At 37.6% G+C, this 15,082-nt stretch carries 11 protein-coding genes; 10 read left to right on the plus strand and 1 reads right to left on the minus strand.

The window, feature by feature from the left end:
- The first annotated feature begins 1 nt into the window (after position 1).
- The 10 genes from ASG38_RS11485 (at position 2) to ASG38_RS11530 (ending at position 13,393) form a co-directional block, all read left to right on the plus strand.
- Positions 2 to 700 (plus strand): prolyl oligopeptidase family serine peptidase, encoded by a 699-nt coding sequence (locus ASG38_RS11485; protein WP_056070840.1) that lies wholly within the window; start codon positions 2 to 4, stop codon positions 698 to 700.
- A gap of 26 nt (positions 701 to 726) precedes the next feature.
- Positions 727 to 2,970, plus strand: a complete 2,244-nt coding sequence (gene bglX / locus ASG38_RS11490) for a beta-glucosidase BglX (protein ID WP_056070843.1) — start codon at positions 727 to 729, stop codon at positions 2,968 to 2,970.
- Positions 2,971 to 3,061: 91 nt separating this feature from the next.
- Positions 3,062 to 5,149: a glycoside hydrolase family 97 protein gene (locus ASG38_RS11495; protein WP_056070846.1), complete on the plus strand. Its 2,088-nt coding sequence runs from the start codon at positions 3,062 to 3,064 to the stop codon at positions 5,147 to 5,149.
- Between the two features lie 9 nt (positions 5,150 to 5,158).
- Positions 5,159 to 6,949, plus strand: coding sequence for a discoidin domain-containing protein (locus tag ASG38_RS11500; protein ID WP_056070848.1), 1,791 nt, complete (start codon positions 5,159 to 5,161; stop codon positions 6,947 to 6,949).
- A gap of 193 nt (positions 6,950 to 7,142) precedes the next feature.
- Entirely contained in the window at positions 7,143 to 8,978 is a 1,836-nt protein-coding gene (locus ASG38_RS11505; protein ID WP_056070850.1) for an MFS transporter, read from the plus strand.
- Positions 8,979 to 9,055: 77 nt separating this feature from the next.
- On the plus strand, positions 9,056 to 9,967 hold the full coding sequence (locus tag ASG38_RS11510) for an EamA family transporter (RefSeq protein ID WP_056070853.1): 912 nt from the start codon (positions 9,056 to 9,058) through the stop codon (positions 9,965 to 9,967).
- A 27-nt stretch (positions 9,968 to 9,994) separates the two neighbouring features.
- Positions 9,995 to 11,119, plus strand: a complete 1,125-nt coding sequence (locus ASG38_RS11515) for a cysteine desulfurase family protein (protein ID WP_056070856.1) — start codon at positions 9,995 to 9,997, stop codon at positions 11,117 to 11,119.
- Positions 11,120 to 11,201: 82 nt separating this feature from the next.
- Positions 11,202 to 11,840: a porin family protein gene (locus tag ASG38_RS11520; RefSeq protein ID WP_056070858.1), complete on the plus strand. Its 639-nt coding sequence runs from the start codon at positions 11,202 to 11,204 to the stop codon at positions 11,838 to 11,840.
- Between the two features lie 133 nt (positions 11,841 to 11,973).
- Positions 11,974 to 12,621, plus strand: a complete 648-nt coding sequence (locus ASG38_RS11525) for a porin family protein (RefSeq protein ID WP_056070861.1) — start codon at positions 11,974 to 11,976, stop codon at positions 12,619 to 12,621.
- Positions 12,622 to 12,757: 136 nt separating this feature from the next.
- A complete protein-coding gene (locus ASG38_RS11530) occupies positions 12,758 to 13,393 on the plus strand; it encodes a porin family protein (protein ID WP_056070864.1) in 636 nt (211 codons plus the stop codon).
- Positions 13,394 to 13,624: 231 nt separating this feature from the next.
- Here ASG38_RS11530 and lpdA read toward each other — a convergent pair whose 3' ends face one another.
- Positions 13,625 to 15,013, minus strand: a complete 1,389-nt coding sequence (lpdA, locus tag ASG38_RS11535) for a dihydrolipoyl dehydrogenase (RefSeq protein WP_056070867.1) — start codon at positions 15,011 to 15,013, stop codon at positions 13,625 to 13,627.
- Between the last annotated feature and the right edge of the window lie 69 nt (positions 15,014 to 15,082).

Raw genomic sequence — 15,082 nt, forward strand, 5'->3', positions numbered from 1 at the left:
AATGAAAATAAAACTGGCTTTATTGGGGTTATTGGTGTCCGGTATCTCTTTTGCTCAAAAAGACATTACCGGAGCAATTTCTGTCGAAATTACCCAAAAAAGCGAATTAAATTATGCCCTGCATATCCCCAAAAATACAAAAGGAAAGAAACCGCTCATGGTCTTTCTCCACGGTTCAGGAGAACGAGGTTCAGATATTGAAAAGGTTAAAATACACGGCCCTTTCAAATACCTCAAAAATAATGAATTGGATAGTTACGTTCTCGCGCCACAATGTCCTGACAATGAATATTGGAACGCAGAAGTCTTATATAAATTGATACAAAAAATCCAAAAAGAAAATAATATAGATTCCAACAGAATTTATCTTACAGGTTTGAGTATGGGAGCCTGGGGAGCCTGGAATCTGGCTTTTGCTCATCCCGAAATGTTTGCCGCACTGGTGCCCATTGCAGGATTTGTTGACAGAGTGCCTATGATGGAAAATTGCAAGATTAAGGATATTCCAACACGGATTTTCCATGGACTGGTAGATGATGTTGTAGATGTGAATTATTCGATAGCCATCTACAAAAAACTAAAAACATGTAGCAAAGACATTCACCTGACCATTTTCGATGATGCCAATCACGACAGTTGGAGCAGAGTATATGACAACAAAGAAATTTATGACTGGATGCTGGAACAGCAGAAGCAATAAACAAATTTCCCTAAATAAATATCATAATGAAATTTAAAACAGTAGTACTATTATTATTAGCGGGTTCGCTTACAGCTAATGCCCAAAAGGACAAAAAGAAGAGCGCAATTAAGCCCAAAAAAGAATTTGTTTCAGAGCTGATGGCTAAAATGACAATTGATGAAAAAATTGGCCAGCTTGTACAGTTTACGGCAGACGGAACCATAACCGGACCAGCCGCCGGAGATAATTTTATCGAACAAATCAAAAAAGGAAATGTAGGTTCTATATTGAATGCGACTACCGTAAAATATACAGCTGAACTTCAAAAGATGAATCTCGATAATTCAAGGTTGAAAATTCCGTTACTTTTTGGATATGATGTTATCCATGGCTATAAAACTATTTTCCCAATTACTCTGGGTGAATCAGCTACTTGGGATTTGAATGCTGTGGAATTGGCAGCCAAAATTTCTGCTGCAGAAGCTGCCGCAGGAGGCGTTCACTGGACTTTTTCACCAATGGTAGATATTTCCCGTGACCCACGTTGGGGTAGGGTATCAGAAGGTGCCGGAGAAGATACCTATCTGGGTTCTAAATTAGCGATGGCTCGTGTAAGAGGTTATCAGGGGAATGACCTTTCAGCCATCAACACTATTTTGGCATGTACAAAACACTTTGCGGCTTATGGAGCTGCAGAGGCAGGACGTGATTACAATACAGTTGATATGTCAGAAAGAATGCTAAGAGAAGTTTATCTGCCGCCATTCAAGGCTACGGTTGATGCAGGAGTAAGAACTTTTATGACCTCTTTTAATGAAATTTCTGGAGTTCCGGCCACCGGAAATAAATTTCTGGTTAACGGAATACTGAAAGACGAATGGAAATTTGACGGTTTTGTGGTAACCGATTATACCGGAATGAACGAAATGATACCTCACGGCTATGCAAAAGATGAAAAACATGCGGGCGAATTGGCATTAAACGCGGGTGTTGACATGGATATGGTTGGAGGAATCTACATGAAGAACCTTAAAAAATCATTGTCTGAAGGAAAAGTTACCGAGGCGCAGATAAATGATGCCTGCCGAAGAATTTTAGAAGCAAAATACGATTTAGGCCTGTTTGAGGACCCTTACCGATATAATGATGCCAAAAGAGAGAAAGAAGTCACCTATAAAAAAGAATATCTGGAGGCTGCTTTAGATGTGGCGAACAAATCGTTGGTACTGCTCAAAAACAGCAATCATACGCTACCGCTGAAAAAAGAACAGAAAGTAGCCTTTGTTGGGCCGCTAATCAGCGATGAATATAATATTATTGGTTCCTGGGCAGCATCAGGCGACAGACACGGATTTGCTGTTAGTGTTGAAGAAGGAGTAAATAAAATTATCACAGACAAAAGCAAAATCAGTTTTGCAAAAGGAGTGGAAATTCTGGATAAGAAAAGAGACATGATGCAGGCTGCCATTGACAATGCTAAAAAAGCAGATGTTATCGTTGCGGTAATGGGTGAATTCGAAAACATGACAGGAGAAGCCGCTTCACGTACCAATATAGACCTGCCTGGAATACAGAAAGAATTTTTGGCAGAATTGAAAAAACTGGGCAAACCTATCGTTTTAGTATTGCTGAATGGAAGACCGCTAACATTAGAATGGGAAGACCAAAATATGGATGCGATTCTTGAAGCCTGGTGGCCTGGAACAAGAGGAGGCGATGCTATTGCACAGACGCTTTACGGAATCAATAACCCAAGCGGGAAATTGCCAATGACTTTTCCTAGAAATGTAGGACAGATTCCATTGTATTACAATCATAAAAACACCGGACGTCCTTATTTAGGAAAAGCAGACAATGAGCAAAAATATAAATCACGCTATATTGATGTTGACAATTCACCTTTGTATGAATTTGGTTATGGACTAAGCTATACAAAATTTACCTATTCTAATTTTAAGCTATCTGCTACCAAAATCAACTTCAATCAAAAATTAAAAGCTACGGTTGAAGTTGCCAATACAGGAAATTATGATGGAGAAGAAGTAGTTCAGCTCTATATCCGGGATAAAGTCGGGTCTGTAACCAGACCGGTAAAAGAACTAAAAGGTTTCCAGAAAATTCTCTTGAAAAAAGGAGAGAAGAAGACTGTTGAATTCGAAATTTCTTCCGAAGATTTGAAGTTCTACGGAATAGATATGCAGTTTGCCGCAGAGCCGGGAGATTTTGAAATCTTTGTTGGCGGTACATCAGCGACAGACATGAAATTGGAGTTTGAGTTAGTTAAATAATTTTTTTTGTGAGTTTTAAAAGGCCCTTTAGGTTTCTCTAAAGGGCTTTTTTCTAAATCCGATTAGCTACCTTTAGCGAAATTTATATAATATGAAAAACATCTTTACCCTGTGCCTTCTCGTATTGACGGGATTTTTAAACGCTCAGACAGTCCAGTCTCCATCCAAAGAAATTGCAGTAACCTTTAAACTAACTGCCGAAGGTCGCCCGTCCTATTCCGTAAACTATAAAAACAAACCTGTCATAAAAGAAAGTTTGTTAGGGATTGCTTTAAAAGAGACAGAAGCATTGGAAACAGGATTTGAAATAACAAATACACAAAACAAAAGCGTTGATGAAAGTTGGAAACCGGTATTAGGAGAACAATCTGTTATCCGCAATACATACAATCAGGCTGTTTTTTCACTCGTACAGAAAGCTACGGGAAGAAAGCTGGATATCGTTTTCAAAGTATACGACGAAGGTGTTGCTTTCAGGTATGAATTTCCAAAACAGGACAAGCTGAATTATTTTATCATTTCTGATGAAAAAACAGAATTTAATCTGGCAGGAAACCATAAGACATTCTGGATTCCGGGCGATTATGACAGCCAGGAATACGTATACAATGAGACAAAATTATCAGAAATTGATAACGACAAATTAAACCTGAACAATGGTATTGCCGTAAAATCTATCGGTGGCCGTTATGTGGTACAGTCGCCATTGATGATGAAATCGGCAGAGGGTCTTTATCTTAATGTTTTTGAAGCCGCTGTGGTGAATTATCCGGTAATGCACCTGGATGTCAATACTTCAAACTTTAAAATAAAATCACATTTAGTACCTAACGCAATAGGCGATAAAGCATATCTCCAGGCTCCGGCTGTTTCTCCATGGCGCACGATTATGGTAAGCGATGATGCCAGAGATATTGTAGGCTCTAAAATGATTCTAAACCTGAATGAACCGTCCAGAATAGAAGACACCTCATGGATTAAACCTATGAAATATGTAGGGGTTTGGTGGGAAATGCACGTTGGTGTTTCAACCTGGGATTTGAGCGGTACACAAGATGCATCTCAAAAAAGCGTAGGCAAAAAGCCGCACGGAGCAACCACAGAAAACACAAAACGCTATATTGATTTTGCTGCAAAACACGGTTTTGATGGCGTATTGGTTGAAGGCTGGAATGTAGGTTGGGAAGACTGGTTTGGAAACTGGAAAGAAGAAGTTTTTGACTTTGTGACCCCCTATCCGGATTTCGACATACAGCAAATCAGTGACTATGCAAAGTCGAAAAATGTAAAGATGATTATGCATCACGAAACTTCAGGTTCTGTTGCCAATTATGAAAGACGTTTGGATAGAGCATTGAACGTAATGAAAAAATACGGTTATCCGGCAGTAAAAACAGGCTATGTCGGGAAAATTATTCCAAGAGGAGAATTTCACGACGGTCAGAGTATGGTCAACCATTTCAATTATGTTCCGCAAAGAGCGGCAGAATATAAAATTATGGTCAATTCTCACGAATCATCACGTCCAACAGGTGTAAGCAGAACATGGCCAAACTATATTGCGGCCGAAGCGGCAAGAGGAAACGAATTCAACGGATGGAGTAACGGAAATCCGCCAACACATGAAACCATTCTTCCTTTTACACGACTTTTAGGAGGACCGATGGATTATACGCCGGGTGTTTTCGAAATCAAGATGAGCCATTACGATGCCAGTAAGACAGAACAGGTACATACTACACTTGCCAAACAACTGGCCCTGTATGTTACGATGTATTCACCATTGCAAATGGCTTGTGACCTGCCTGAGAATTATGAAAGATATGCAGATGCTTTCCAATTCATCAAGGATGTTGCAGCAGATTGGGACGAAAGCAAATATCTGGAAGCAGAACCGGGCGATTATTTAACGGTTGCCAGAAAAGCCAAAGGAAGTGAAAACTGGTTCGTTGGTGCAATTACCGACGAAAATCCTAGAAACACCACAGTTTCACTCGATTTTTTAACTCCGGGAAAAAAATATAAAGCCATTATTTATCAGGACGGAAAGACAGCACACTGGGAGAAAAACCCAATCAATTATGAAATCAAGACAATTGAAGTGACTTCAAAAAGTAAGTTAAAGCTAAATCTGGCTGCTGGTGGCGGAACGGCTATCAGCATTTTTCCGGTAAAGTAAACAATAACAATGATTTTTTTTAAAAGACAAAATTTAAAGAAAGTAACAAAAATAGTAAGTCTTGCAGGAATCTTGCTCCTTTCGGGGCAAGGTTTCTCGCAACAAAAAACCTATTGCAATCCAATTAATATTGATTACGGATATTGCCCGATTCCAAATTTTGTAACACAAGGAAAACATCGCGCAACAGCAGACCCGGTAATCACCAACTTTAAAGGCGAATATTATCTGTTTTCGACCAATCAATGGGGCTATTGGCATAGTTCCGATATGCTCAACTGGAAATTCATATCCAGAAAATTCCTCCGCCCGGAACATAAGGTTTATGACGAACTCTGTGCACCATCGCTATCATTTGTAAATGATACGCTATTGGTAATCGGTTCGACGCATACTAAGGATTTTCCGCTATGGATGAGCAAAAACCCCAAAACAGACGATTGGAAAGAACTCGTTCATAAATCGGAAGCAGCGGCATGGGACCCGCAAATCTTCTGGGACAAAGAAAAAGATGAAGTCTATATGTATTATGGTTCCAGTAATCTGTATCCGCTGTATGGTGTGAAGTTAAACCGTAAAACCTTTCAGCCCGAAGGCGAACGTATTCCCGTTTTGGCACTCAATGATGACGAACATGGCTGGGAACGGTTTGGCGAACACAACGACAATACTTTCTTACAGCCTTTTACTGAAGGTGCTTTTATGACCAAATACAAAAACAAATACTATCTGCAATACGGAGCACCCGGAACCGAATTTAGCGGTTATGCAGATGGCGTTTATGTAGGGTCAAATCCGTTAGGACCTTTTGAATACCAATCCCATAATCCGTTTTCCTATAAACCCGGAGGATTTGCAAGAGGAGCAGGGCACGGAGCTACCTATCAGGATACCAATAATGACTATTGGCACGTATCTACAATTGTAATTTCAACAAAGAATAATTTTGAAAGACGAATAGGAATCTGGCCCGCCGGTTTTGATGAAGATGGAATATTATATTCCAATACGGCTTATGGCGATTATCCGACTTTTCTTCCTTCACAGAAAAAGAACCATTTACAGGAAAGCTTTTCAGGATGGATGCTTTTAAATTACAATAAGCCGGTTCAGGTTTCTTCTACCCTGGGAGGTTTTCAGCCTAATTTTAGTAATGACGAAGACATCAAGACGTATTGGTCTGCTAAAACGGGTGCTAAAGGCGAATACCTGATTTCTGATTTGGGAGAAAAATCGACAATTCATGCCATACAAATCAACTTTGCAGACCAGGATGTGGAACTGATGGGCAAACCGGAAACTACAACAGGACATAAGTACATTATCTATTCTTCAAATGATGGTAAAAACTGGAAAATAGCTGTCGATAAAAGCAAAAATACTAAAGACGTGCCTCATGATTATATGGAATTGGAAAAGCCAATTACTGCACGGTATTTAAAAGTAGAAAACATCCAAATGCCAACAGGGAAATTTGCCATCAGCGGTTTCAGGATATTTGGAAAAGGAGCAGGGCAGAAGCCAGATGCGGTACAAAACTTTGCTCCGTTACGTGCCGAAGCCAGAAAAAAAGGAGAGCGAAGAAGTGTCTGGTTCAAATGGCAACAGGAACCTAATGCAGATGGATATGTCATCTATTTCGGAAAATCGCCTGAAAAACTATACGGTTCAATAATGGTATATGGCAAAAATGAATATTATTTCAGCGGATTAGACCGTTCTGATGCCTATTATTTTCAGATTGAAGCTTTCAACAGTAACGGGATAGGTCCTAAATCCGAAATAAAAAAATCAGAATAAAAAAAACTTTGTGAAAAAGATTACGCAAACGTTGTATTTTGATTAAAAAACGACTTAAGAAATCGTTTTCGTTAATAACTAAATCGTAATCTGTTGCAAGGTGTTTTCATATAAATGTATATTTATCAAAAATTAATTGTTTTTATTAAATAGAATCCTATTTTTTATTGCTTTAACTAAACTATCTTAATAAATGAGTTCAGAAACTAAAACAAATTATCCTGCGCTGTATACGCTGATTACAGTATTTTTCTTCTGGGGATTTATTGCTGCCGGAAACAGCATCTTTATTCCTTTCTGTAAAAACTATTTTTCGTTAGACCAGTTTCAATCACAGCTGATTGATTTTGCTTTCTATACTGCATATTATCTGGGAGCGTTGCTGCTTTTTATTTTCGGAGCCGTGAACGGGAAAGACCTGGTTGGCAAATGGGGATATAAGAGAAGTATTGTTTACGGATTGCTATTTTCTGCCTTAGGAGCCGGAGCCATGATTGTTGCGGTAGAAGCGAATGTATATGCAGGAATGTTGGTAGGTTTGTTTATAGTTGCTTTAGGATTCTCATTGCAGCAAACAGCAGCAAACCCATTTGCTGTTTTATTGGGTGACCCGAAAACGGGGACCAGCCGTCAAAACCTTGCGGGTGGTATTAACTCTTTCGGAACGACAATCGGGCCAATTGTTGTTGGTTTTGCTTTGTTTGGAACGGCAGCAGCAGTAAGCGATGAACAGATTAAAGGACTAGGTTTGGATAAAGTAATCCTGTTATATGTAGGAGTAGGAATCTTATTCTTGATAGCAGCAAGCGTTTTCTTCTTCTCTAAAAAACTTCCATCCGGAATTTCGGACGAGCCAATGGAAAAAGCAAATAAAGCGATGACTACTTTAATTGTCATGACGGGTCTTTTGGCCATAATGTTTGCGCCCGTTTTCAACAGCTATAATTCACCGGAAGCAAAAAAGATAGTTGAAATTGAAAAGTCAATCGAACCTATAACGAAAGACATCAAAAAATTAAGCGATAATCTGGTAAAGATTAAAAAAGATAAAGTGATTTCTGAAGAAGAAAAAAATACAGCTTCCGAATCAATCAAAAGCGAAATCAAAGTATTGGAATTGAGTGTTGAACCACAGCACAAAGAAATTCAGGAAATCAGACACCCGCTTGAAAAATACAGAATGTATTGGCTGTCTGGCGCTTTATTGGTAATTGTGGGCGGGCTTTTATTCGCGAACCGAAGCGCACAAAAGAAAAACGAAGGCTGGGGTGCCATGAAATACCCGCAGTTGGTTTTAGGAATGCTGGCTATTTTCACCTATGTAGGAGTTGAGGTTGCTGTAGGAAGTAACCTGGGAGAACTATTGAAACTGCCTGAATTTGGAAGTTTCCAATCATCGGAAATTGCACCTTATATATCAATGTACTGGGGAAGTTTGATGATTGGCCGTTGGGCAGGAGCTATCAGTGTTTTTAACCTGTCTGCAAGCAAAAGAAAATTAGCCCTTATTATTGTTCCATTGATAGCCTTTTCGGTTATTATTGGCGTAAATACATTGGCGCAGCAAGATATGACCTCACTATACTATTATGTAATCTGTGTGTTATTGCAGGTTTTGGTTTTCTTCCTAAGCAAGAACAAACCGGCCAGAACATTAATCTTATTTGGACTAATGGGTGTTACTGCCATGCTGATTGGATTGTTCTCTACGGGAACCGTTGCAATCTACGCTTTCCTTGCCGGAGGTTTGGCTTGTAGTATTATGTGGCCGTCTATCTTTACATTATCAATTACTGGTCTTGGAAAATACACAGCTCAAGGGTCGGCTTTCCTGGTAATGATGATTTTAGGAGGAGGAATTATCCCGCCAATTCAAGGAAAATTATCAGATATTATCGGAATCCACGCTTCGTATGTAATACCGGTAATCTGTTTCTCCTACCTTACATTCTTTGCGATAGCCGTAAAAGGAATACTGAAAAGGCAGAATATTGATGTCGATGCCATTGAAGCCGAAGGAGCCCATTAATTTATTCTTAATGAATTCATAATAACGAATCCGAAGCAGATTGTATTTCCTACATTTGCTTCGGATTTTTACTTCTCATGAGACTTTCAAAATATTATCTGGCAGCCATTACAGCTTTTGTAATCTGGGGATTCTTTAGTTTGGCTTTAAAGCCGTTACACCTATATCCATCACTGGACATTCTATTTTACAGGGTATTCCTATGTGTCGTTCTCATGATGGGAATCAATCTCCTTTTCAGAAAAAAGACTTTAAAGGAAACAAAGGAAAATTTCAGGCTGATGTCTGCAACCCAAAAGAGAAATGTCGTACTCCTGACTTTGGGAGGTTCTTTGCTGTTGTCTGCCAACTGGTTTTTCTTTATCTATGTCATGAACCACGTGAGTGTCAAGGCTGCATCTTTTGCCTATCTGGTTTGTCCGATACTCACCACCGTTTTTGCCTATTTTATATTGAAGGAAAAACTAAACAAATGGCTATGGACAGCAGTAGGCTTGAGTATTTTTAGCTGTGTTCTATTGTCGTTTAATCATTTTATGGATATTTTTTACAGCCTGATAGTAGCTGCTACCTATGCTTTGTATCTGGTTTCGCAACGAAAAAATACAGCAATTGACAAATTTTTATTGCTTACATTACAACTGACAACCACAGCAATTATCCTATTGCCTTTTTATCCGTTTTATAGTTCAGAAGTACCAACGGCCTTTAATTTTTATTTTTATCTGGTTATCATAGTGGTTTTGTTTACTATTATTCCGCTATTCCTGAATTTATACGCACTGAAAGGAGTCAATTCGTCAACAGTCGGAATATTGCTTTATATCAATCCGCTGATTAATTTTTTCCTTGCCATTTTTTATTACAAGGAAGAAATTACGACGTTCCAGATTATTGCCTATTCCTTAATACTACTGTCAATTATTATTTTTAACAGCAAGCACATCTTTAAACCGAAAACAAAAGAACTACAGCCTAAAGATGTATAATTCATTTTATATCCCGATTTTTGCATCATGAAAAAAGTTTATCTTGATAATGCTTCTACAACAGCGCTACGACCTGAAGTTATTCAGGAAATAACGCATGTCCTGCAGGAAGAATATGGAAATCCGTCTTCAACACACAGTTTTGGTAGGTCGGCTAAAAACATATTGGAATCGTCAAGAAAATTGATTGCAAAGCAATTGAACGCATCAGCACAGGAAATAATTTTTACTTCCGGAGGTACAGAAGCAAATAACTGGATTCTCCGTTCGGCAATAAAAGATTTAAAAGTAAAAAGAATTATCACGAGCAAGATTGAGCATCATGCAGTACTTAATACGGTTTTGGCCTTACAGACAGAATATGGCGTTGAAGTAGACTTTGTCAATCTGAATTCAAAAGGAGAGGCAGACATCAATCATTTGGTAGAATTGCTTTCTCAGGATAAGCCCACGTTGGTTGCCTTGATGCATGTAAACAATGAAACAGGAACCGTTTTAGATATAGAAAAAGTAGCCCGGTTGTGTAAGCAATACAATGCACTTTTTCATTCAGATACGGTACAGTCTGTAGGCAAGACAGAAATTGACCTTCAAAAAGCAGAAGTTGATTTTATTGTTGCCAGCGCCCATAAATTTCATGGGCCAAAAGGTATGGGCTTTGCTTTTATAAGAAAAAATGCTGGCATAAACCCAATGATTTTTGGAGGCGAACAGGAAAAAGGACTTCGCGCCGGAACAGAAGACGTCCATAATATTGCCGGTATGGCAAAAGCACTGGAGATTTCCTATGCAAATTTAGAGGCAGAAAGAAGGCAAATCCGAGACCTAAAAGATTATTTTGTAGAGAAGCTGCAAACTAATTTTCCGGAATTTAAAATAAATGGAAACCCGGAAGGTTTCTACAACATCATCAATGTTTTATTGCCATTTTCTGATGAAAAGACCGCTATGATTCTTTTTAATCTTGATATGAAAGGGATAGCTGTTTCCAGAGGCAGTGCCTGCCAATCGGGAAGCATCAAACCATCACACGTACTAAAAGAAATGCTTTCAGACGAAGACCTGAAAAAACCTAGTTTAAGAATTTCCTTCAGCCACTTTAATACATCAGAAGATATTGACTTGCTAATTGAAGCTTTGAAAGCAGTTTAATTTTGTTAAAAATCGATACTGTTTGTTTTATTTAACACAATTATTTGTGTGATTTATTTATGTTTGTGTAAAAACAAACTTTATGAAACGCAGAATAATTTCTTCAATAGCCATTTTTGGCTTTATTATTACTTCCTCCGCACAAAACAAAGGAAAAATAGAAATCGGTTTTAATGCTGGTTTAAATTCATCTAATGCGACTACAACTTATTATTCTGCTGAGCGGAGTATAAGTCTTAATCTTGGAGCTTCAGCAGATTATTATTTGTCTGATAGCTGGAGTCTTAAATTAAAATTAATTTATGACAGAAAGGGATGGGATAATGATTTTATACAGGTTTCTGGGTTTGACCCTATTGAGTTTCCTGCTTATGAAAGAACAAACGTCAATTTAAATTACATTACTGTTCCTCTAATGGCAAACTGGCATTTTGGGAGTAAAAAGAACTGGTACTTAAACTTTGGTCCCTATATAGGTTTCTTAATGAATGCTAAAGAAACGAGATTAGATACAGATATCAAAAAAGAGTTTAATACGGTAGATGGAGGTTTATCCTTAGGAATAGGCGTAAAAATTCCGGTATCGGATAAGCTTAAACTTTTTATTGAATATGAAGTACAGGGTGGTATGGCAGAGATTTATAAAAATAATGAGGAGGGTGATAAGAATATGAATATAAGAAGCTCCTTTAACTTTGGAATAAACTTTTTACTTGATTGATCTGCTAAAGCTAATGTAACCATTGATTTTATGAAAAGCCAAAATTAGAAATAAGATAACAGATAATAGACATTTTTGTTAATTCAAACTCAAATCTTCCATCTGAAATCTCAAATCCCCCAAAACAAACTTTATGAAACAAGTACTAATTACATTAATAACTGTTTTTGGTTGTATTGCTATTTCCTTTGCACAGCATAAAGGCAAAGTAGAAATGGGTTTTAATATAGGTTTTAATACTACTAATATCAGTAATAACATTGAAATATACGATTTACCGGATTCACGATATGGCTTTAATTTTGGAGTTTCTGCTGATTATTATTTTTCAGATGACTGGAGTATTAAAGCTAAGTATATTTTCGAAACAAAAGGATGGAATAATGACCTTATACAGGTTTCTGATGAATCCGACCCTGTCGTTCGGTATGAAAGTACCAACATCCGTTTAAATTATATTACTATTCCGTTAATGATTACTTTTCATGCTTATGGTGATGATGAAGATCGGATAAATGTATATACTAACGGAGGTCCATATATTGGTTTTTTGATGGATGCAAAAGAAACAAGATTTAATACTATCATAAAAGATAGTTTTGATAAAATAGGTGGAGGTATTTCTTATGGAGTTGGTATAAAAATTCCGGCATCAAATAAATTTAAATTTTTTCTTGAATATGAATCACAACTCGGACTAACAGAGATTTTTAAATACCGTGATCGATATATTAGTGTAAGACATGCTATGAACTTTGGAATAAACTTTTTACTTTATTAGTTTTCTAAATCACACAAATTTTTTATCTAACAAATCCAAAATCTGAAATCTCAAATCTAAAATCTAAAACCCAAAATCTCAAATCTTTAACACCAAATTCTAATTAATTTTCTAAGTTTGCGTAAAAACAAACTTTATGAAAAGAGTACTAATCACTTCGATGGCCATTTTGGGTTTTATCGTTACTTCCTCCGCGCAGAATAAAGGAAAAATAGAAATCGGGCTTAATGCTGGCTTGAACTCATCCAATGCGAGTACAGGATATGATTCTGCTGACCCAAGCATAGGTTTTAATTTTGGAGCATCAGCCGATTATTATTTTTCTGATAGCTGGAGTCTTAAAGCAAAATTGATTTACGACAGAAAAGGATGGGATAATGACCTTATTCAGGTTTCTGACCAATTTGACCCTGTAGTTCGTTATGCAAGTACAGATATTAATTTAGATTATCTTACGGTTCCTTTAATGGCCAGCTGGCATTTTGGTAACAGAAAGAACTGGTACCTGAACTTTGGCCCTTACATAGGCTTTTTAATGAATGCCAAAGAAACAAGATTTGATTCTGACATCAAGGAAAGTTTTAATAAGGTAGATGGCGGACTTGCTTTTGGAATTGGTGTAAAAATTCCGGTATCAGACAAGTTTAAAGTTTTTATCGAATATGAAGGACAAGGCGGTATGGCTGAGCTATTTAAATATAATGATTATGATGATACTATTATGAACGCCAGAAGCTCCCTTAATGTGGGTATAAACTTTTTGCTTTATTAATAGTGAAGCAGTAAGCAGAAGGCAGTAAGCAGAAGGCAGATGGCAGTACTCAGAAATCAGAAAATAGATTCATAAAAAAACCGTTTTGAAATCCAAAACGGTTTTTTATTATCTAAATCTGCAATCTAAAATCTAAAATCTAAAATCTAAAATCTGCAACCTGCAATCTTAATTCTAAAATCTGCAATCTTAATTCTAAAATCTCAAATCAAAAATCTCAAATCAAAAATCCTACAAATGTATCACTTCACCATAAGCATCAGCAGCAGCTTCCATAATTGCCTCGCTCATAGTTGGGTGAGGGTGGATAGATTTGATGATTTCATGGCCTGTAGTTTCTAATTTTCTGGCAACAACTGCTTCAGCAATCATATCGGTTACACCGGAACCAATCATGTGGCATCCTAACCATTCTCCATATTTAGCATCAAAAATAACTTTTACGAAACCATCAGGAGTTCCGGCAGCTTTTGCCTTACCTGAAGCAGAGAAAGGAAACTTACCAATTTTCAATTCGTAACCTTTTTCACGAGCTTGTTTTTCTGTTAAACCAACAGAAGCGATTTCAGGTGTAGCATACGTACAACCAGGAACATTTCCATAATCGATTGGCTCTACGTGCAAGCCGGCAATTTTTTCAACACAAAGAATTCCTTCAGCCGAAGCTACGTGTGCCAATGCCTGACCAGGAACTACATCACCAATAGCATAATAGCCAGGAATGTTGGTTTGGTAGTATGGGTTCACTACAATTTTATCTCTGTCTGTTGCGATTCCAACTTCTTCAAGTCCTATGTTTTCAATGTTTGATTTAATTCCAACAGCAGAAAGCACGATATCAGCCTCAAGGATTTCTTCTCCTTTTGAAGTTTTTACGGTAGCTTTTACGCCATTTCCGGAAGTATCTACTTTTTCAACAGAAGCATTTGTCATAATCTTGATACCGGCTTTTTTCAAAGAACGCTCGAATTGTTTTGAGATATCTTCGTCCTCAACCGGAACAATGTTTGGCATAAACTCAACAATGGTAACTTCAGTTCCCATAGCATTGTAGAAATGTGCAAACTCAACTCCAATAGCTCCTGAACCAACAACAATCATTGATTTTGGTTGCTCAGACAATGACATAGCCTGACGGTAGCCAATTACTTTTTTACCATCTTGAGGAAGGTTTGGCAATTCGCGGGAACGTGCTCCGGTAGCAATGATAATATGGTCTGCAGAATATTCTGTCGTTTTTCCGTCTTTTCCAACAACATCAATCTTTTTTCCAGGTTTTACTTTTCCGGTACCTTCAATAACATCAATCTTGTTTTTCTTCATCAGGAACTGGATGCCTTTGCTCATTCCGTCAGCAACACCACGCGAACGTGAAATGACAGCGTTAAAATCCTTATCAAATTTTTCAACAGTCAAACCGTAGTCAGAAGCATGTTTTAGGTAATCAAAAACCTGTGCTGATTTTAATAATGCCTTAGTTGGAATACATCCCCAGTTCAAGCAGATACCGCCAAGGTTTTCTTTTTCGATAATGGCAACTTTAAAGCCTAATTGCGATGCTCTGATGGCTGTTACATAACCTCCGGGACCGCTTCCTAAAACAATGATATCGTATTTCATTAGAGTATAATTTTTTCTTGTTATTTAAGAGTACGAAAATAATTAATTATTTGGTTATGGAAAAGTTTC

The organism is Flavobacterium sp. Leaf359, assembly GCF_001423985.1.
Lineage (GTDB): Bacteria > Bacteroidota > Bacteroidia > Flavobacteriales > Flavobacteriaceae > Flavobacterium > Flavobacterium lindanitolerans.